We start from the raw sequence: 19746 nt of genomic DNA, 5'->3' as shown, positions 1-19746 counted from the left end.
GTCAGGTGCCCGTCACACGTTGAGGTTTCAGACGCCGAGCACGCGGACGCGGTCGCCGATCTCCGACCAGCGCTCGTGGGCCTCTTCGGGTGAGTCGGCGGTGAAGACGACGGCGGCGATCCGGCAGCTGTAGTCCGCCTCGTCCGTCTTGATCCCGGCGCCGGGCTCGACGAGGACGTGGCTCGCCACCACCCAGGGTTCCGCGGCGAGTTCGTCCCAGCCGTCGAGCCGCGCGTACGAACCCGCCCCGCCGGCCGTCAGGAAGCGGATGCCGGCCGCCTTGGCGACGGGCTCGCGGTACGCCCCCGAGTCCTCCGGGTCGGCGCCGGTGATGTCCGCGAGGACCTTGCCCGGCAGTTTGAGGCCGGTGGCCATTTCCATCAGCTCGGTGATCTTGTCACCGGGCAGCCGCGCGGCCACCTCCATGAGGACCGGGCGGCCGTCGCTGAGGCGCAGTTCGCAGTGGAACGGGCCGGTCGTGATGCCCACGGCCTCGACGACACGGGTGGCGTACGACGCCAGCTCGTGGCGCGTGGCCTCGCCCAGCGGGGCGGGCGTGAGGTGTCCGAGTTCCAGGAACCGGGGCTCGGGGCCGAGCAGCTTCCGGGTCACCGCGACGACGACCACTTCGCCGTCGCGCACATATCCGTCGGCGCTGTACTCCGTACCGGGAACGTATTGCTCGAGGATCGCGTCGCGGGTGAGCGCCCGGTCGAATTCGAGCCCTTCCTCGGCGTGCATCGCGGCGAGCGCCGCGCGCGCCTCCTCGACGCTGTCGACACGCGACACGTGCACACTGCCGCCGGAATCGACGGGCTTGATGACCGCGGGGAATCCGACGTGCGCACAGGCCTCTTCGAGCTCTGCGGGTGCGCTCACGACCACGAACTTCGGAACTTCCAGGCCGGCATCGGCCACTGCTTGGCGCATTTTCCCCTTGTGCCGGACCTGGTCGACGGCTGTGGGGCTCAGAGCGGGCAGTCCGAGACGTGCCGACAATCGCGCGGCACCGGGTACGTAGTATTCACCGCCGGCCACCACGGCATGAATCGCGTTTCGCTCATGGGATTCCACGACTGCTGCCTCTAGGGCAGTGTTGTCATTGGTGTCCACCGTGATTATCTCGGTGGCGAGCGAGCGTACCGCGTCGGCGATTAAGCGGCCCCCTTTCTCACAGGAGGCGATGACGACATCCCAGCCGACGGAACGGGCATGTGTGACGTAGGCGTTCGCTGAGAACGCCGGCTGCACCACTAAGACACGACAAGACACAGAAGTTCCTCGAAATCTCACTCTGAGGTCGGCGATGGTTCATCTGGAGAGCGCTCGGACCGCGTCACGGCATGGCGAATTCAGCGACCGGACCAGGGCATGAGTAATGCCAGAAGGCGCGACAGGTCGTGGCCGCCGCAGTGGTCACTGAAAGTTGACGGGCGAACTTCCGCACGGGATCCGTGGGTCAGTCAGCCGTGGAATCACCTCGGGCAGGGCCCCTCAGGCACAGCAAATCCCAAGATAGAGAGAAGAACACAAGCAGCCGCCCCCCGCGTCGCTACCAGTCAAAAATTTCCCCGCAATGATCAAGATCCTAGGCGACAGCACGGTTCCAGTCAACCATTCCAGAATAGTTTGCTCATCTGCGGCGACTGGCACCCCTATGTCCGTTTTGGCAAAACATGATCGTGATTTACCGCCCGGCGCCGTCCGCGCCATTCCTGCCTTTGCCTGGAGTGGAAAGGCGCACCGTATGCGCGGTCCTTACGGCGCGTGCGCCAGGTGGCGCCCGGGGAGGAGCCAAGATCGGATTTCCGCGCCCCGCCGCACACACCGCCTCCCGGTGGTCCGCCTCCGGTGCGGGCGGCGGCGGGATGACCGCCACCCGGATTCGGCACTCGTACTAGGATCGGGCTGCCTTGCAGGCAGGGCCGTTGGGGCATTCTCGGGAAGGTGCCTACGGCATCTTTTCCGGAGGGAGCGGTGATGGCGGAGAGTCCGGCCGACGAGCGCAGGAGCGGCGGTCCAGGGGCCCCTCAGTTGCGGCTCGACGAGTTGCTGGAGGGCCTGCAGGCGCAGGTGGCCCAGGTGCGCGCGACGCGGGACCGGGTGCACACGCTGCTGGACGCGGTCCTGGCGATCGGCTCCGACCTGGATCTCGACGTGGTGCTGCGGCGCATCACGGAGTCCGCGGTGGCCCTGGTCGACGCCGAGTACGGGGCGCTGGGCGTCCTGGGCGGGGAGGGGCGGATCAAGCAGTTCATCACGGTCGGTATGGACGAGCGGACCATCAAGGAGATCGGGCACTATCCCGAGGGTCACGGCATCCTGGGGCTGCTGATCAGGGAGCCGGAGGCGCTCCGGCTGGCCGACCTCGGCGCGCACCCCGACTCGGTGGGCTTCCCCGAGGGGCACCCCCCGATGACGACGTTCCTGGGCGCTCCGGTGCGGGTGCGCGACCGGGTCTTCGGCAACCTGTACCTGACCGACAAGCGGGGCGGCGCACAGTTCGACGACGAGGACCAGGCCGTGCTCTGCACGCTGGCCGCCGCGGCCGGTGTGGCCATCGACAACGCGCGGCTGTACGAGGACACGCGCCGCAGGGAGCAGTGGCTGGCGGCGAGCAGCGACCTGACCCGGAGCCTGCTGTCGGGCACGGACCCGGACCAGGTGCTGCACCGGGTCGCCGCCACCGTCCGGTCGCTGGCGGAGGCGGATCTCGTGACGCTCGCCGTGCCTTTCGACGGCGGTGACGAGCTGGTGGTGGAGGCCGCCGACGGGGAAGGCGCCGAGCATGTGCGCGGGCTGGTGCTGCCGGCCACCACGCTGGCGGCGAAGGTCTACCACTCCGACGAGCCGGTCACCAGCGCCGCGCTGTCCCGGGAGCCGCAGGAGGGCGGCGGCTCCGCGGCCCGGGTGGAGCTGGGGCCGGGGTTCCTGCTCCCGCTGGGCGGCCGTGAGCGCCCGCGCGGGGTGCTGCAGGTCGCCAACCTGCCCGGCCGCGAGGCGTTCAGCGACGCGACCATGGCCATGATCAGCGGGTTCGCCGACCAGGCCGCGCTCGCCCTGGAGATCGCCGAGCACCGGCGCGAGGCGGAGCATCTGATGGTGCTGACCGACCGCGACCGCATCGCCCGCGATCTGCACGACCTGGCCATCCAGCGGCTGTTCGCCTCGGGCCTGACGCTGAACTCGGTGCTGGGCCGGCTGGCCGACAAACCGGAGGTGACCGAGCGGGTCCGGCGGGTGATCGACGACCTCGACGACACCATCAAGACGGTGCGCAGCACGATCTACGCGCTGGGCGAGCGCGACCGCTCCGACGGGCGCTCCGGACTGCGCGCCAGGCTGCTGTCCGAGACCGACCAGGCCGCCGAGACGCTCGGCTTCAGCCCCGCCCTGCGCATGACGGGCCTGCTGGACACGGACGTGCCCGCCGGTCACGCCGAGCACCTGCTGGCGGTGCTGCGCGAGGCGCTGTCGAACGCCGCCCGGCACGCGCACGCCACCGCCGTGGAGGTCACCGCGGAGACGGACGGCGCCCGGCTGCGCCTGCGCGTGTCCGACAACGGCCGGGGCATCGACCCCGACGTCACCCGCCGCAGCGGCCTGGACAACCTGCGCCGGCGCGCCACCGACCTGGACGGCACCCTCACGCTCACGGCGAACGACCCCGGGGGCACGGTCGTGGAGTGGACGGTCCCGCTGCCCCCGGCGGCGGACCGGACGGCGTAGCCGGGACTAGCGGTTGCGTTCCCAGCCGCGGCGCGGTGCGCGGACGCCGAGCCGCGCGTCGCGGCTGCGGTAGACGATGTAGGGCCGGGTGAGGTAGCCGACGGGCGCGGTCAGCATGTGCACCAGGCGGGTGAACGGCCAGGCGGCGAAGAGCAGCAGGGCGCTGACGGCGTGCAGCTGGAACAGCACCGGGGCGCCGGTCATCAGGTCCGGGTCGGGCTGGAGGTAGAAGATCGAGCGGAACCAGGGCGAGATCGTCTCCCGGTAGTCGTAGCCCCCGCCGACCAGGTTGGCGGCGACCGTGGCGGCCAGACCGAGGCAGATGGTCACGGTCAGCGAGAGGTACATCGCCTTGTCGTTGCGGGTGGTGGCCGAGAAGACCGGGCCGACCGTGCGGCGGCGGTAGATCAGGACGGCCAGCCCGCCGAGCGTGGCGACGCCGGCGATCGTGCCCAGGACGACCGCGCCCACGTGGTAGGTGTGCTCGCTGATCCCGGCCGCCTCGGTCCAGCTCTTGGGGACGAGCAGGCCGCCGACGTGCCCGATCAGGACGACGAGGATGCCGAAGTGGAACAGCGGGCTGCCGATGCGCAGCAACCGCCTCTCGTACAGCTGGGAGGAGCGGGTGGTCCAGCCGAACTTGTCGTAGCGGTAGCGCCAGAGGTGGCCGAGCGCGAACAGCGCGAGCGCCACGTACGGCAGGGCGACCCACAGCAGGATGCCGCCGGTGCCGGCCTCGACCGCCAGGGGCGCGGACTGCGCGGGTGCGGTCATCGGGGGCCTCCCACGACGGGGTCGGGCAGGAACTGCGGGGCCGCGTACGGATCGAGGCCGACCTGTTCCCCGGGCGGCCCCTCGGCGGCCATGCGCGCGACGGCGTCGTGTTCGTCGCCGCGCAGGGGCGGCAGGGTGGCGGACACGGAGTCCAGGACGTGCGTCCAGGGGGAGGCGGCGTCGCGCAGGGCCAGCCGCAGCAGCTCCAGGCCCGCGCGGTGCTCGGTGAGCAGCCGGGCTCCGGTGGCGGGCTCGGTGGCGGCGAACTCCAGGACGACGGCCAGGTGGTCGGGCAGTTCGTCGTCGGTGAGCCGCCAGCCGGCGTCGGCGTAGGTCTGTTTCAGGCGCAGCAGGGCGAGGCCGCGTTTCCGGGTGTCGCCGTGCGCGTAGTACGTCAGGAAGGGGCAGCAGCGTTTGCGGAGGTCGAAGGTGGCGACGTAGTCGGCGGTCAGCTCCGCGAGCCCGGTGCGGCCGGCGTGCTCGGCGAAGCGCACCAGGGGGTCGCCGACCGCCCTCGGCTGGGTGGCGGCTACCCGCAGGGCGAGGGTGACGCGGCCGGGGAGCTGCTCGTCGGGGCAGTCGAGCAGCAGGGACTGGGCCTGCCAGGCCGGGGCGTGGCGGGCGTCGGTGGTGCGGGGCTTCATGACCGGGAGTCCTTCCGGTCGTCCGCGGCGGGCGGGAAGAGGCCGGGCGGGGTGCCCTTGCCGTCCCAGTTGAGGAGGTTGACGCGGGTCTCCTTGCCGGTGGGGGCGGCAGGGGTGTCGGAGGTCTGGCGGTCGCGCAGGGCGTGGAAAGTCTCCACGGCGACGGGTGCGGCTCCGCCGGAGGCCTCGCCGAAGGGGCCGGAGCCTCCCATGCCCGGGCCGCCCTCGTAGTCCAGGCTGCACTCGGTGGCCAGTTCCTCCAGGCGGTGGGCCTGTTCGGCGTGGGCGGGCGGGATGACGTAGCGCTCGTCGTACTTGGCGAGCGCCAGCAGCCGGTACATGTCGTACATCTGCTCCTCCTGCATCCCGACCGCCCGGGGGATGGCGGCGTCGGGTTCCCGGCCGAGGTTGATGTCGCGCATGTAGGCGCGCATGGCGGCCAGCCGGCGCAGGACGGCGTCGACGGGCGCGGGATCGCCGGCGGTGAACAGCCGGGCCAGGTAGTCGACGGGGATGCGCAGGGCGTCGACGGCGGCGAAGAGGTTGCGGTGGTCCTCGGCGTCGCTGCCGGTGTCGCGGACCGCGTCGACGACCGGGGACAGCGGCGGGATGTACCAGACCATCGGCAGGGTGCGGTATTCCGGGTGCAGCGGCAGGGCCACCTCGTAGTCGCTGATCAGGGCGTGCACCGGGGAGCGCTGGGCGGCCTCGATCCAGTCGCGGGGAATGCCCGCCCGCTCGGCCTCGGCGACGACCCGCGGGTCGTTCGGGTCGAGGAAGACCTGCCGCTGGGCCTGGTAGAGGTCCTTCTCGTCGGGGGTGGAGGCGGCGTCGAGGACGCGGTCGGCGTCGTAGAGGACCAGGCCGATGTAGCGCAGCCGGCCGACGCAGGTCTCGGAGCAGACGGTGGGCAGGCCGACCTCGACGCGCGGGAAGCAGAAGGTGCACTTCTCGGCCTTGCCGGTGCGGTGGTTGAAGTAGACCTTCTTGTACGGGCATCCGGTCACGCACATCCGCCAGCCCCGGCAGCGGTCCTGGTCGACGAGGACGATGCCGTCCTCCTCGCGCTTGTAGATCGCGCCGGAGGGGCAGGAGGCCGCGCAGGACGGGTTGAGGCAGTGCTCGCAGATGCGCGGCAGGTAGAACATGAAGGTCTGCTCGAACTCCAGCTTGATCTTCTGCGAGACCTCGTTCAGCAGGACGTCCTTCTCGCCGGTGGCGGCCGATCCGCCGAGGTCGTCGTCCCAGTTCGCCGACCAGGAGATCCTGGTGTCCTTGCCGGTGATCAGGGACTTGGGGCGGGCGACCGGGGTGTGCTCCTGCAGCGGGGCGTTGGTCAGGGTCTCGTAGTCGTACGTCCACGGCTCGTAGTAGTCGTCGAGGGACGGCAGCACCGGGTTGGAGAAGATCTGGACGAGCTTCTTGAAACGGCCGCCCGCCTTGAGCGCCAGGCGGCCCCGCTTGTTGAGCTCCCAGCCGCCCTTCCAGGTGTCCTGGTCCTCGTAGCGGCGCGGGTAGCCCTGGCCGGGGCGGGTCTCGACGTTGTTGAACCAGACGTACTCGACGCCGGTGCGGTTGGTCCACGCCTGCTTGCAGGTGACCGAGCAGGTGTGGCAGCCGATGCACTTGTCGAGGTTCATCACCATCGCCATCTGGGCCATGACGCGCATGTCAGTACTCGACCTCCTGGTCGGCACGCCGGCGGATGACGGTGATCTCGTCGCGCTGATTGCCGGTCGGGCCCAGGTAGTTGAAGGCGTAGGACAGTTGGGCGTAGCCGCCGATGAGATGGGTCGGTTTGATCAGCAGGCGCGTCAGGGAGTTGTGGATGCCGCCGCGCCGGCCGGTGGTCTCGGTGCGGGGCACGTCGATCAGGCGGTCCTGGGCGTGGTGCATGTAGACGGTGCCCTCGGGCATGCGGTGCGAGACGACCGCGCGGGCGGCGACGACACCGTTGCGGTTGACCGCCTCGACCCAGTCGTTGTCGTGGACGCCGACCTTGGCCGCGTCCTGTGTGCTCATCCAGATCGTCGGCCCGCCGCGGGACAGCGACAGCATGAACAGGTTGTCCTGGTACTCGGAGTGGATCGACCACTTGTTGTGGGGGGTGAGGTAGCGGACCGTCACCCCGAGCTCTCCGACGTCCCCGAGCCCTGGTTCGTCGAACAGGGCGGCCATGTTCAACGGTGGCCGGTACACCGGTAGTTGCTCGCCGAGGGCGGCGATCCAGTCGTGGTCGAGGTAGAAGTGCTGGCGGCCGGTGAGGGTGTGCCAGGGCTTGAGGCGCTCGACGTTGACGGTGAACGGGGAGTAGCGGCGCCCGCCGGTCTCCGAGCCGGACCACTCCGGCGAGGTGATGACCGGCACGGGTGCCGCCTGGGTGTCGGCGAAGGTGATCCGCTTGCCCTCGTGCTCGGCGGCCAGGTCCGCGAGGGGGGTGCCGGTGCGCGCCTCGAGGGTGCGGAAGCCCTGGGTGGCGAGGTGCCCGTTGGTGGTGCCGGACAGGGCCAGGATCGCCTCGCAGGCGTGGACGTCGCGGGCGATCGAGGGCCGTCCGTCGGCGGCTCCGCCGCGCACGGTGCCGTTCTTGTGCCGCAGGTACTCCAGCTCGCGGTCCACGGTGAGGGTGACGCCCTTGGTGGTGGCGCCGAGGGTGTCCAGCAGGGGGCCGAGGGCTGCCATCTTGTCGGCGACCGCGCCGTAGTCCCGCTCGACCGTCACGAGTTTCGGCATCGTGCGGCCGGGGACCGGCTCGCACTCCCCCGCCTTCCAGTCGCGCACCCGGCCGTGCGGGTTGGCCAGTTCGTCGGGGGTGTCGTGCAGCAGCGGGGCGGCGACCACGTCCTTGCGCACGCCGAGGTGGCCGGCGGCCTGGCGGCTGAACTCGGCGGCGAGGGTGTGGAAGGCGTCCCAGTCGGTGCGGGTCTGCCAGGGCGGGGCGATGGCCGGGTTGAAGGCGTGCACGAAGGGGTGCATGTCCGTGCTGGACAGGTCGTGCTTCTCGTACCAGGTCGCGGCGGGCAGCACGACGTCGGAGAAGACGGTGGTGCTGGTCATGCGGAAGTCCAGCGTCAGCAGCAGGTCGAGCTTGCCGGCCGGGGCCTCCTCGCGCCACACGACGTCCTTCGGGCGGGCGTGCGGCGGCGCCTCGGCGGCCCGCACGGAGGCGTCGGTGCCGAGCAGGTGCTTGAGGAAGTACTCGTTGCCCTTCGCCGACGAGCCCAGGAGGTTGGCCCGCCACACCGTGAGCACCCTCGGGAAGTTCTCCGGCGCGTCCGGGTCCTCCGCCGCGAACCGCAGCCGTCCCGCGCCGAGTTCGTCGACGACGTGCTCGGCGACCGGGCGGCCCGCGGCCTCCGCCTCGTCGGCGAGGTCGAGCGGGTTGCGGTCGAAGGTGGGGTAGGACGGCATCCAGCCCATGCGCGCCGACTGCGCGATCACGTCCGCCGTGGACTTCCCGGCGAACGGGCCGCCCGCGCCGGCCGCCGCGAGGGTGTCGGCGGAGAACGGGTCGTAGCGGAACTGGTCGCTGTGCAGGTACCAGTACGCGGTCTGGATCATCAGCCGGGCCGGGCGGTTCCAGTCGGCGGCGGTCGCGATCGCCGAGTAGCCGGTGATCGGGCGCACCTTCTCCTGCCCGACGTAGTGCGCCCAGCCGCCGCCGTTCACGCCCTGGCAGCCGGTCAGCGTGGTCAGCGTCAGGAAGGCGCGGTAGATGGTGTCGGAGTGGAACCAGTGGTTCGTCCCGGCCCCCATGATGATCATCGAACGGCCGCCGGACTCCTCGGCGTTGGCCGCGAACTCCCGGGCGATACGGGCCGCGCGGGCGGCGTCCACCCCGGTGATCGCCTCCTGCCAGGCCGGGGTGCAGGGCTCCTCGGCGTCCTCGTAGCCCGCCGGCCAGATGCCGGGCAGTCCGTCGCGGCGCACGCCGTACTGGGCGAGCAGCAGGTCGTACACCGTGGTGACCAGGCGCCCGGCGATGCGGTGCACGGGGACGCCGCGGCGCAGCCGGCCCGCGCTGCCGTCGGGGGCGTCGAAGCGGGGCAGTTCGACCGTGACCGGGGCCTCGCCGCCGCCCTCGGCGGACAGCGCGGGCCGGATGCCGCCGAGGTCCAGGTTCCAGCGGCCGGCGCCGGCCTCGCCGTAGCGGTCGCCGAGCGTGCCGTTGGGCACCGCCGGCCGTCCCGTGGCCGCGTCGAGCAGCACGGTCCGGAAGGGGGCGTGCTCGGCCTCGCCGTGCGCCCCGCCGAGGTCGGCGGCGGTCAGGAACTTGCCGGGCCGGTAGGTGCCCGGTTCGCCGTCGGTCTCGTCGAGGGCGACCAGGAAGGGCAGGTCGGTGTACTTCTTGACGTAGTCGGTGAAGTACGGGGTGGCCCGGTCGACGAAGAACTCCTTGAGGATCACGTGTCCCATGGCCATCGCCAGTGCGCCGTCGGTGCCGGGCCGGGCGGCGAGCCACTCGTCGGCGAACTTCACGTTGTCCGCGTAGTCGGGCGACACGGCGACGACCTTCTGGCCGCGGTAGCGGGCCTCCGCCATCCAGTGGGCGTCCGGGGTGCGGGTCACCGGGAGGTTCGAGCCCCACATGATCAGATAGCCGGCGTCCCACCAGTCCCCCGACTCCGGCACGTCCGTCTGGTCGCCGAACATCTGCGGGGAGGCCACCGGCAGGTCGGCGTACCAGTCGTAGAAGGACAGCATGGCCCCGCCGAGGAGCGAGTAGAAGCGGGCGCCGGCGGCGTGCGAGACCATCGACATGGCCGGGATCGGCGAGAAGCCGGCGAGCCGGTCCGGCCCGTACTCCTTGATCGTGTGGACGTGCGCGGCGGCGACCATCTCCACCGCCTCGTCCCAGCTCGCCCGCACCAGGCCGCCCTTGCCGCGGGCCCGCTTGTAGCGGCGGGCGCGTTCCGGGTCGGAGACCACGTCCGCCCAGGCCGCCACCGGATCGCCGAGCCGCTGCCTGGCCTCCCGGTACATCTGCAGCAGCACCCCGCGCACGTACGGGTAGCGGACCCGGGTCGGCGAGTACGTGTACCAGGAGAACGCCGCGCCGCGCGGGCAGCCGCGCGGCTCGTACTCCGGGCGGTCCGGGCCCACCGAGGGGTAGTCGGTCTGCTGCGCCTCCCAGGTGATGATGCCGTCCTTGACGTACACCTTCCAGGAGCACGAGCCGGTGCAGTTCACCCCGTGCGTGGAGCGCACGACCTTGTCGTGCGACCAGCGGTCCCGGTAGAACGCGTCCGCCTCCCGGCCGCCCTTCCTGTGCAGGCTGCGCAGGTCCTCGGAGACCTCCGCCCGGGTGAAGAACCGGCGGCTGCGCAGCAGCGCCTCCGCCAGCTCGCCGTCCATGCCCGCTCGCGTGCGCTGCCCGCTGGTCCGCCTGCTCACCGTGCCGCTCCGCCCCGGGCACCGCAGCCCGTTCGCATCGAGATCGGTTCCGCTGCCGACGACTCTAGGACCACGGCCCCGGAAAAGGTCAACAGTCACACCACGCGCGCCGCGACGCGGCGCGGGTGAAGGAGGCGGTGCGGGGTGGAGGCGGTGGTGCGGGGGGGGGGGGGAGGCGGTGGTGCGGGGTGGAGGAGGCGGCGCGGGGTGGTGCGGGGTGAAGGAGGCCGCTGCCTCGTTCACCCCGCTCGCCGTCAGGCGGTGGTCCCCGCCGTGCGGTGGCGGCTGCCGCCGCCTGAGCGCCGCCGGGTGCCCTTGCCGCCTTCGGCGGCGGCGCGGACGCCGGTGAGGGTGTAGGCCAGGGCGGCGGCGGCCACGATCGCGAGCAGGGCGAGACCGGCCGCGTAGGTTTCGTACGCGCCGTACAGCGAGCCCATCACGAGCGGCGGCAGGAAGCCGCCCAGGCCGCCCGCGGCGCCGACGACGCCGGTGACCGAGCCGACCTGGCCGGCCGGGGTCAGCAGGGCCACCAGGGCGAAGGTCGCCCCGCTGCCCGCGCCGAGCGCGGCGGCCATGGACAGGAAGGCGATGGTGCCCAGCGGCGCCAGAGGCGGCGTGAACGACTGCACCACGGCCCCCGCGACCACCACGGCCAGCGAGCCGGCAAGCACCCGCACCGGGCCCAGCCGGTCCGACAGCCATCCGCCGAACGGCCGCATCGCCACGGCGAGGAGCACGAAGCCCGCCATCCGGTTGGCCGCGTCGGCCTGGGTGAGGCCGTAGCCGGTCTTGAGGTACGTGGGCAGGTAGACGGAGAAGGCGACGTAGCCGCCGAACGCGACCGCGTACAGCGCGGACGCCTGCCAGGTGATGCCGAGGCGGGCGGTGGCGGCCAGACGGCGGGTCAGGGGCTCGGTGGGCACGGTGCGGCCGGGCGCGTCACGCAGCAGCAGCGCGGCCACCGCGGCGTACACGGCCAGCATCACGGCGGTGATCAGGAACGGGGTGGACATGCTGCCGGCGTCGACCAGCTTCACGGTGGTCAGGGCACTGATCGCGGTGCCGCCCATGCCGGCGCCGAAGACGCCGATGGCCAGGCCGCGCCGCTCGGGCGGGAACCAGGCGTTGACCAGCGGCACTCCCACCGCGAAGGCGGTGCCGCCGATGCCGAGGAAGAAGCCGCCGATCAGCAGCGCGGCGAGGGAGGAGTGTCCGGCCAGGCCGAGGTAGAGCACCGGCACGATGGCGGCCGCCGACACGCACGGGAACATCACCCGTCCGCCGAACCGGTCGGTCAGCGCGCCGACCGGGATCCTGCCGAGCGAGCCGACCACGACCGGCACCGCCACCAGCAGCGACTGCTCGAACGACGACAGGCCGAGGTCGTCCTTGAACCGCGGGGCCAGGGGGCTCAGCAGCGCCCACGCCCAGAAGTTCACGGCGAACCCGACCGTGGCCAGGGCCAGCATCAGCCACGCCCGGCCGGACACCGGGGGGCCCGACGGCGAGCCGCCGCTCTTCGACTTCCTCGGCTGGACCATGTGTCCGTCCCTTTCGTCATCCCGGTGGTAACGCGCCACCGGGGCCGTACGCACGCCGCGGGCCTCCTGCCCTGCGGAACGGCGTCCCGTCACCACTGTCCGCATCCCGGCTCGGGGAGGGCATGGGCCTTAAGTCCCCGGTGGGGGGAGAGTGGTCCCGGGGCGCCGAGCCGTCCCTCCCGGTCCGGACCGGGGTAGGGCCGGTCGGCCCTTCCCCTGCGCCGCGCCCGCGGAGACGATGGGTCGATGTTCACGAACGACGCCTTTCGCGCTCTTGAGCGACAGGAGTGCCTCCGCCTGCTCGCCAAGGTGCCGGTCGGCCGGGTGGTCTACACCAGGCAGGCCCTGCCTGCGGTCCTGCCCGTCAACTTCGCCCTCGACGCGGACGCCTCCGTCGTGCTGCGCACCTCGCCGGACTCGGACCTCGTGGCCGCCGTCGACGGTGTCGTGGTCGCCTTCGAGGCGGACGAGTTCGACACGGCGGCCCGGTCCGGCTGGAGCGTGGTCGTCACCGGACGGGCCACCGTGGTGACCGACCCCGCCGAGCACGAGCGTCTGTCGCAGGCCGGCCCGGTGTCGTGGATGCCCCTGCGGGAGTCGGTGTTCGTGCGCATCGAGTCGACGATGATCACCGGACGGGAGCTCAGGGCACCGCTCGGGACGCAGTGAGGCGATGCGGTGGCGCGACGTGGAGGCGTCACACCGCGCAGGCGTCACACGGTGACCGGGCCGTGCCCGTCCCGGGCGGCGGGCTCGGGATGCGCGGCGGCGCGGGGGGTGCGGCCGCCGTCCGGGCCGTATCCGAAACGGATCAGCAGCTGCGGGAAGCAGCGGCGCCTCGATCCGGCCATCGCCGCCCGCAGGTCCGGCCACTCCATCGCCTGGTGCAGCATCGAGGTGCGCACTTTGTTCCGCGTCGCCGTGAGCAGCACGCTCTGCAGGGCCTGGCCCGCCCTCAGCCAGTCCTCCCGCCGGTTGCCGGACGTCCACAGCAGGGCCACCTGGGCGTGGCGTTCGAACCGGAGCGCGGGCAGCAGCGGCACGGGCAGGGCTCCGGTGAAGTCCCGCACCGGCATCCGCCCGGCGGCGTCCCGCGGCCCCAGGGCCGTGACGGGGATGCCGTAGGAGGCGTCCGTACCCGGAGCGGTGATCCAGGCGCGCGTCTCGGCCGTACGGGCGGGGTGGGCGGCGTTGCGCGCCTCGGCCTCCTGGGTCAGGCCCAGCAGGCGCCGGGTCCCCGGGATGCCGGGCACCTCCAGGTGGGCGCCCTCGGCCCGGGCCGCGTCGGTCATCCGGGCCACGACCGGATCCGGGACCGGACGGCCGGTGAACGGCATCCGGCTCGTGTGGCGCCGCTCGATCGCCTCGTACAGATCACGCGGGTACGGCTGCTGCGCGGCGGTCCCGGTCAGTTGCACGGTGGCCAGCAGATCCGGATCGTCGGCGGACGGCAGCAACCGCACGAGCGGGTCCCAGCCCAGGTGCGCCGCGGCCACCCGCAGGTTGAAGACGGCCGCTCCCACCGACAGGTGCTGTGAGCGCAGTTCGGGATCGGCCAGCGGAAGCCGTCGCCCCCGGTCGATCCGGACCTGGATCGACCGGCTGTCCGGGTCCAGGCCGAAGCGCCAGGGCTGCGTGTTGTGGATCGACGGAGCAGCCACGGCTGCGGCCAACAGCGCCTGTACCGCTGCGGCGTCGACTTCCCGGGTGTGCATTCACGGCTCCTTCGCAGGCTCGTTCCGTACGTCAACCCTGCGCCGTCGTCGCGGTCCGGAGGAGGGTTGCCCGGTCCAGACCGGTGGGCCGAAGGGCCCCAAGACCGAGCCGGGCGGTACGAGGGCGGCCGTTTGGCGAAGGGGTGTGGCGGAGGGCTGTGTGGGAGGGGGCTGTGTGGCAGGGGGTGTCTAGCGGAGGGCTGTGTGGCAGGGGGTGTGGCGAAGGATTGTGTGGTGGGGGGGCTGTGTGGCAGCCGGCCGTGTGTCACGGGGCTATGTGGCACGGGGCCATGGCAGGTGGCTATGTGGCACGGGGACCGACCCGCGTGCGGGCGCCTCCCAACGGTGAGCCGGAGAGTCTCACGAGCCGCCGGGCCGTTTAGACCGGCCCGGCGGTGACGAGCCGTCCTCAGCGCGTCGCGCGCCACCCCGCTGCCGGGCCCGGCGCGGGCGGGGCGGGGACGACGGGGTCACGGCCATGACGCGTGCGACCCGGTCCTGGTCCGCACGCGTCCGGGCGGGTCGCCGATGGCGAGCCCAAGGGCTCCATGACCGCTAGCGCCGCACCCTTCCTGGGCCCTGCGGCCGGGCCCGGACGGTGCCGGCCAGCAAGCCGTGCGTTGCATGACGCGCACCACCCGCCGGGGCCGGTCCGGCGACGCCACGGCCGTGGCGCACGGCCCCGTGCGAGCCGGCCCTCGTCCGGGTGCGCGTCCGACGGTCCAGCGACCACGTCCCGCTCCCGCTGCCGCTCCAGGAGCGGGCGACGCGCGGCGTCCGGCCGGCCCGTCGGTGTCAGTGGCCTTCCTGCCTGAGCCTGTCCTTGGCCTGGGTGGCGATGACGGCGGCCTGGATGCGCCGCTCGACGCCGAGCTTGGCGAGGAGGCGGGAGATGTGGTTCTTCACCGTCTTCTCGGCGAGGTAGAGCCGCTGGCCGATCTGGCGGTTGGTCAGGCCCTCACCGATGAGGGCCAGGATCTCGCGCTCGCGGTCGGTCAGGCCCGGCAGGGCGTCGGGCTCGGGCTCCGGCTCCTGGCCCTGGCGCAGGCGGGCCATCAGCCGGGCGGTGGCGCTGGGGTCGAGCAGGGACTGGCCGGCGGCCACCGTGCGCACGGCGGAGACGAGGTCGGAGCCCTGGATCTGCTTCAGCACGTATCCGGACGCCCCGGCCATGATCGAGTCGAGCAGCGCCTCCTCGTCGTCGAACGAGGTGAGCATCAGGCAGGCCAGGTCCGGCATGCGCGAGCGCAGCTCCCGGCAGACGGTCACGCCGTCGCCGTCGGGCAGGCGCACGTCGAGCACCGCCACCTGCGGGCGCAGGGCGGGCACCCGGATCAGGGCCTGCTCGGCGTTGGCGGCCTCACCGACGACGGTGATGTCCGGTTCGTCGTTCAGCAGGTCGTGCACTCCGCGTCGTACCACCTCGTGGTCGTCCAGAAGGAAGACCCGGATCGGGTTGTCGGGGCCGGGCTGCTCGCCGTCCGCCATCGCATGCTCCTCGTTCCGCACTGTCCGAAATACGCACCGGTGCCCAGTGGGCGTGACCGGTCCTGTCCACCGCAGATCATCAGCGATCGCGGGCGGAAGGGCCAGGGCCGGTCGGCCCTAGTGGCTCCAGATCGTCGTCTTCCCATGGACGCGAGGGCCTACCACCCGGATCCCCGGGCCGCTGCTCACAGGGCCCGCAGGCCGTGCTCGCGGAACTGCTCACGCACCCGCTCCGTCAGCCCGGGGCCCGGCGCGGGCGTGTCGCGGAGCGGGAAGGGGATGCCCAGCGCCTCGTACTTGGGCAGGCCGAGCCGGTGGAACGGCAGGACGTCCACGCGGTCGACGTTGCCCAGGCCGGCCAGGAACGCGCCGAGGCCGTCGACGGCCTCCGGGTCGTCGGTCCAGCCGGGCACCAGGACGTAGCGGATCCACACCGGCACGCCGAGCCGGTCGAGGCGGGTGGCGAAGGTCAGGGTGGGGGCGAGGTCTCCTCCGGTCAGTTTGCGGTAGGTCCGGATGTCGAAGGACTTGATGTCCAGCAGCACCAGATCGGTGTCGGCGAGCAGCGCGTCGCTCGCGCGGGCGCCGAGGAAGCCGGAGGTGTCCAGGGCGGTGTGCAGACCGGATTCCTTGCAGCGGCGGAGGATCTCGCCCGTGAATTGCGGTTGCAGCAGGGCCTCTCCGCCGGTGAGCGTCACGCCGCCCCCGGCTGCGGTGATGAAGGGCCGGTACTTCTCGATCTCGGCCATCACCTCGTCGACGGTGGCCGGTCTGCCGTCCCGCATGTGCCAGGTGTCCGGGTTGGAGCAGTACAGGCAGCGCAGGGGGCAGCCGCTGAGGAACAGCACGAACCGGGTCCCGGGGCCGTCCACTCCCGTGGACAGGTCCCAGGAGTGGATCCGGCCCGTCAGCGGCGCGGTGGTGGTGCTGGTGCTCGTGCTCACAGCGATCCGTGGAAGGTGCGGCTGATCACGTCGAGCTGCTGCTCGCGGGTCAGGCGGACGAAGTTGACGGCGTAGCCCGAGACCCGCACGGTCAACTCGGGGTACTTCTCAGGGTGTTCCATGGCGTCCTCGAGCGTCGCGCGGTCCAGCACGTTGACGTTCATGTGGAATCCGCCGGAGGCCGTGTACGCGTCCAGGATGCCCACCAGGTGCCCCGCGCGTTCGGCCGGGTCGTGTCCCAGGCCCTCGGGGGTGATCGTCGTGGTGAGCGAGACGCCGTCCCGGGCCTGCTCGTAGGGGATCTTGGCCACCGAGAGGGCGGAGGCGGCCACGCCGTGCCGGTCGCGGCCGTTCATCGGATTGGCCCCGGGTGCGAAGGGCTGTCCGGCGCGGCGCCCGTCGGGGGTGTTGCCGGTGTGCTTGCCGTACACCACGTTGGAGGTGATGGTCAGCACGGACTGGGTGTGCTCGGCGTCCCGGTAGGTGGGGTGCTCGCGCACCTTGGCCATGAACGACTCCACCAGGTCGACGGCGAGGGTGTCGGCGCGGTCGTCGTTGTTGCCGTACGCCGGGTACTCCCCCTCGATCCGGAAGTCGACGGCGAGTCCGGTGGCGTCCCGCAGGACCTTGACCCGGGCGTGCCGGACGGCGGACAGGCTGTCGACGGCGACCGACAGGCCGGCGATCCCGCACGCCATGAACCGGTGCACGGGGTGGTCGTGCAGGGCCATCTCGATGCGCTCGTAGGCGTACTTGTCGTGCATGTAGTGGATGACATTGAGCGCGTCCACATAGGTCGCCGCCAGCCAGTCCAGCATCCGGTCGTACGCCGCGGACAGCTCGTCGTAGTCCAGGTACTCGGCGGTGAGCGGGGGCGTCGCCGGGGCGACCTGCTCGCCGGTCATCTCGTCACGTCCACCGTTGATCGCGTACAGCAGTGCCTTGGCGAGGTTGACCCGGGCGCCGAAGAACTGCATCTGCCTGCCGACGGCCATCGCGGAGACGCAGCAGGCGATGGCCGTGTCGTCGCCGGTGCGCGGGCGCATCAGCTCGTCCGACTCGTACTGGATGGCGCTGGTGTCGATGGAGACCTGGGCGCAGAACCGCTTGAAGCCCTCGGGCAGCCGCGGGGACCACAGCACGGTCAGGTTCGGCTCGGGGGCCGGGCCGAGGTTGTACAGGGTCTGCAGGAAGCGGAAGGAGGTGCGGGTGACCAGGGGGCGTCCGTCGGCGCCGATGCCGCCGATGGACTCCGTCACCCAGGTCGGGTCGCCGGAGAAGAGGGCGTCGTACTCCGGGGTGCGCAGGAAGCGCACGATCCGCAGCTTGATCACGAAGTCGTCGATCAGCTCCTGGGCGCGCACCTCGTCGATCGTGCCCTCGTCCAGGTCCCGCTGGAGGTAGACGTCGAGGAAGGTGGAGGTGCGGCCGAGGGACATCGCGGCGCCGTTCTGCTCCTTCACCGCGGCCAGGAAGCCGAGGTAGAGCCACTGCACGGCCTCGTGCGCGGTGGCGGCGGGCCGGGTGACGTCGCAGCCGTAGGAGGCGGCCATGCCGGCCAACTCGCCCAGTGCCCGGATCTGTTCGGCCAGTTCCTCGCGGTCGCGGATGACGTCGGGGCTGGAGGGCCGGGCGTCGAGCAGGGCCCGCTCGGCGCGCTTGGCCTCGATCAGCCGGTCCGTGCCGTACAGCGCGACCCGCCGGTAGTCGCCGATGATGCGGCCGCGGCCGTAGGAGTCCGGCAGCCCGGTGATGATCCCGGCCTTGCGGGCCGCGCGCATCTCGGGGGTGTAGGCGTCGAAGACACCGTCGTTGTGGGTCTTGCGGTACGTCCCGAAGACCTTCGACACGAAGGGGTCGGCCTCGTAGCCGTACGCCGCCAGGCCGTTCTCCACCATGCGCAGCCCGCCGTTGGGCATGATCGCCCGCCGCAGCGGGGCGTCGGTCTGCAGGCCGACGATCAGCTCACGGTCCCGGTCGATGTAGCCCGGCCGGTGCGAGGTGATGGTGGACGGGGTGGCGGTGTCGACGTCGAGGATGCCCTTGCGGCGCTCCTCGGGGAACAGCCGGGCGACCTTGTCCCAGACGGCGAGCGTGCGCTCGGTCGGCCCGGCCAGGAAGCCCGCGTCGCCGTCGTAGGGCGTGTAGGCGGCCTGGATGAAGTCACGCACGTCGATGTGGTCACGCCAGCGTGTGCCCGCGAAACCCCGCCATGCCCCGGTCGTCTCGGTCGTCTCGGTCGTCGTCGTCCGGGGTCCGCCGGCCACTGTCGCCGTCATCGCGGGTCCTCTCCCTCGTGGTCGTGGTGGTGCGTGTGAGTCACCTGTCGGCACCTCGATGCTGGTCGCTCGCGGCGCCGGCCAGGAGGGTCCGCCGGTGCCTTCGGGGCTCGCCGTCGGTCCCTCCCCCGCCGGGACGTTCGGCCCGGCCGGCCCGGTCCGTACGGTGAGGGCGGACTTGCGGCACGGGCGGCGGGCACCCTTCGTGGGCCCACTTTCCTCATGCGCCCGCCCTCACCCCGTGGGCACCCTCAGCGCGTGGGCACCCTCACCGCGTGGGCACCAGCAGCACCGGGCAGTGGGAGTGGTGCAGCAGGACGTGCGCGACCGGGCCGACCGGGGCGCCGAGCCGGCCCGCGCGCCGGTGCGCGCCGATGACCACGACCCCGGCCTCGCGGGTACCGGCGAGCAGGGCGTGCGCCGGGCCGGTGCGGACCGTACGGACGTCGACCTCGACCCCGGGGTACTCCTCGCGCAGGCGGGCGACGCCGAACCGCGGCACGGCCTCCTCCGCCCGCTCCCTCAGCGCCCGGCGCTCCTGGCCGGGGCTCGTCGCGGTGATCAGCGGCGGCAGTTCGGGAGTGGTGTGCCGGTGCGACGCGGCGTGCACGACGCGCAGCCGGGCCCCGCGCAGCACCGCCTCCCGGAAGGCGTGGGCGGCCGCGTCGGCGTCGGCGTCGCCCTCCAGGCCCAGCAGCACCTCGCGCCCCTCGTCGTCGGCGCGGTCCCCGCGTGCGACCAGCAGCGGACTGTGCACCTGGGCGGCCAGCCGCCAGCTCACCGAGCCGGCCAGCAGACCCGAGACACCGCCGAACCCCCGGGTGCCCACGACCGTGAGGAGCGCGCTCTCGCTCTCCCGCGCCAGCGCCCGCACGGCGCCGCCCTCCACGGCCCTGGTCTCCACCGGCAGACCGGGGTGGCGCTCGCGGACGCGCGCGGCGGCCGACGCCAGGATCGGTGCAGCCTCGTCGCGGTCGGCCACCGCGAAGACGACGCGCAGCCCGGCGCCGCGGCGCAGCGCGTCCTCCGCGGCCAGGTCCAGCGCGCGCACGGCGACCAGCGAACCGTCCACGCCCACGACCACCTGCCCACCGGCGCCGGGGCCGGGGCCGGGGCCGTCAGCCCTCGACGCGTCGGGCATCGACTCCTCGAACACCGACTCCTCACGCATCGGTCCGTCAGTCGTCGATACGTCAGCCGTCGATACGTCAGCCGTGGGCTCGCCAGCCGTCGGTCCG

The 19746-nt window shown here is 72.4% G+C and carries 13 protein-coding genes; 2 read left to right on the top strand and 11 right to left on the bottom strand.

Annotated elements, in window-relative coordinates; all coding sequences use genetic code 11:
• Positions 1 to 27: 27 nt before the first annotated feature.
• The gene (locus ABZY20_RS11235; protein WP_356440717.1) at positions 28 to 1251 is read right to left on the bottom strand and encodes an ATP-grasp domain-containing protein; all 1224 of its coding nucleotides are present in this window, start codon (positions 1249 to 1251) and stop codon (positions 28 to 30) included.
• Between the two features lie 729 nt (positions 1252 to 1980).
• Between ABZY20_RS11235 and ABZY20_RS11230 the strand changes: the two genes are divergently transcribed.
• The gene (locus ABZY20_RS11230) at positions 1981 to 3729 is read left to right on the top strand and encodes a GAF domain-containing sensor histidine kinase (protein WP_356439885.1); all 1749 of its coding nucleotides are present in this window, start codon (positions 1981 to 1983) and stop codon (positions 3727 to 3729) included.
• 6 nt (positions 3730 to 3735) lie between these two features.
• Here the strand turns inward: ABZY20_RS11230 and narI are convergent, their stop codons facing one another.
• The 5 genes from narI to ABZY20_RS11205 form a co-directional block, all read right to left on the bottom strand.
• Positions 3736 to 4503 (bottom strand): respiratory nitrate reductase subunit gamma, encoded by a 768-nt coding sequence (narI, locus tag ABZY20_RS11225; RefSeq protein WP_356439882.1) that lies wholly within the window; start codon positions 4501 to 4503, stop codon positions 3736 to 3738.
• Positions 4500 to 5147 carry a nitrate reductase molybdenum cofactor assembly chaperone gene (gene narJ, locus ABZY20_RS11220; protein WP_356439879.1) on the bottom strand — a complete coding sequence of 216 codons (648 nt, stop codon included), beginning with the start codon at positions 5145 to 5147 and terminating at the stop codon, positions 4500 to 4502. The genes narI and narJ overlap by 4 nt, the downstream gene beginning before the upstream one ends.
• Positions 5144 to 6817 (bottom strand): nitrate reductase subunit beta, encoded by a 1674-nt coding sequence (gene narH, locus ABZY20_RS11215; RefSeq protein ID WP_356439876.1) that lies wholly within the window; start codon positions 6815 to 6817, stop codon positions 5144 to 5146. Before narH ends, narJ begins: the two co-directional genes overlap by 4 nt.
• Before the next feature lies 1 nt (position 6818).
• Positions 6819 to 10502, bottom strand: coding sequence for a nitrate reductase subunit alpha (locus ABZY20_RS11210; RefSeq protein WP_356440714.1), 3684 nt, complete (start codon positions 10500 to 10502; stop codon positions 6819 to 6821).
• Positions 10503 to 10795: 293 nt separating this feature from the next.
• Positions 10796 to 12010, bottom strand: coding sequence for an MFS transporter (locus ABZY20_RS11205; protein ID WP_356440712.1), 1215 nt, complete (start codon positions 12008 to 12010; stop codon positions 10796 to 10798).
• Positions 12011 to 12328: 318 nt separating this feature from the next.
• Here ABZY20_RS11205 and ABZY20_RS11200 point away from each other — a divergent pair, with 318 nt between their 5' ends.
• Complete coding sequence (locus tag ABZY20_RS11200) at positions 12329 to 12751, top strand: pyridoxamine 5'-phosphate oxidase family protein (RefSeq protein WP_356439873.1); 423 nt, start codon at positions 12329 to 12331, stop codon at positions 12749 to 12751.
• A 44-nt stretch (positions 12752 to 12795) separates the two neighbouring features.
• Here ABZY20_RS11200 and ABZY20_RS11195 read toward each other — a convergent pair whose 3' ends face one another.
• From ABZY20_RS11195 to ABZY20_RS11175, 5 genes are all read right to left on the bottom strand, one after another.
• Positions 12796 to 13797, bottom strand: coding sequence for a hypothetical protein (locus ABZY20_RS11195; RefSeq protein WP_356439870.1), 1002 nt, complete (start codon positions 13795 to 13797; stop codon positions 12796 to 12798).
• Between the two features lie 795 nt (positions 13798 to 14592).
• Complete coding sequence (locus ABZY20_RS11190; protein ID WP_356439867.1) at positions 14593 to 15285, bottom strand: response regulator transcription factor; 693 nt, start codon at positions 15283 to 15285, stop codon at positions 14593 to 14595.
• Between the two features lie 185 nt (positions 15286 to 15470).
• Positions 15471 to 16229, bottom strand: coding sequence for a pyruvate formate-lyase-activating protein (pflA, locus tag ABZY20_RS11185; protein ID WP_356439864.1), 759 nt, complete (start codon positions 16227 to 16229; stop codon positions 15471 to 15473).
• A complete protein-coding gene (pflB, locus tag ABZY20_RS11180) occupies positions 16226 to 18508 on the bottom strand; it encodes a formate C-acetyltransferase (RefSeq protein WP_356439861.1) in 2283 nt (760 codons plus the stop codon). Before pflB ends, pflA begins: the two co-directional genes overlap by 4 nt.
• Positions 18509 to 18776: 268 nt before the next feature.
• Positions 18777 to 19592, bottom strand: coding sequence for a universal stress protein (locus ABZY20_RS11175; RefSeq protein ID WP_356440709.1), 816 nt, complete (start codon positions 19590 to 19592; stop codon positions 18777 to 18779).
• Positions 19593 to 19746: the final 154 nt, after the last annotated feature.

The sequence above is a fragment of the Streptomyces sp. NPDC006624 genome (assembly GCF_040611555.1).
Taxonomy (GTDB): domain Bacteria; phylum Actinomycetota; class Actinomycetes; order Streptomycetales; family Streptomycetaceae; genus Streptomyces.
Note: the sequence above shows the minus strand (reverse complement) of the source record. Positions and strands in the feature narration are given on the sequence as shown.

Coding starts and splice junctions, on each gene's coding strand:
- ABZY20_RS11230 (WP_356439885.1), top strand. CDS start 1,981: ATGGCGGAGAGTCCGGCCGACGAGCGCAGGAGCGGCGGTCCAGGGGCC.
- narI (WP_356439882.1), bottom strand. CDS start 4,503: ATGACCGCACCCGCGCAGTCCGCGCCCCTGGCGGTCGAGGCCGGCACC.
- narJ (WP_356439879.1), bottom strand. CDS start 5,147: ATGAAGCCCCGCACCACCGACGCCCGCCACGCCCCGGCCTGGCAGGCC.
- narH (WP_356439876.1), bottom strand. CDS start 6,817: ATGCGCGTCATGGCCCAGATGGCGATGGTGATGAACCTCGACAAGTGC.
- ABZY20_RS11210 (WP_356440714.1), bottom strand. CDS start 10,502: ATGGACGGCGAGCTGGCGGAGGCGCTGCTGCGCAGCCGCCGGTTCTTC.
- ABZY20_RS11205 (WP_356440712.1), bottom strand. CDS start 12,010: ATGCTGGCCCTGGCCACGGTCGGGTTCGCCGTGAACTTCTGGGCGTGG.
- ABZY20_RS11200 (WP_356439873.1), top strand. CDS start 12,329: ATGTTCACGAACGACGCCTTTCGCGCTCTTGAGCGACAGGAGTGCCTC.
- ABZY20_RS11195 (WP_356439870.1), bottom strand. CDS start 13,797: ATGCACACCCGGGAAGTCGACGCCGCAGCGGTACAGGCGCTGTTGGCC.
- ABZY20_RS11190 (WP_356439867.1), bottom strand. CDS start 15,285: ATGGCGGACGGCGAGCAGCCCGGCCCCGACAACCCGATCCGGGTCTTC.
- pflB (WP_356439861.1), bottom strand. CDS start 18,508: ATGACGGCGACAGTGGCCGGCGGACCCCGGACGACGACGACCGAGACG.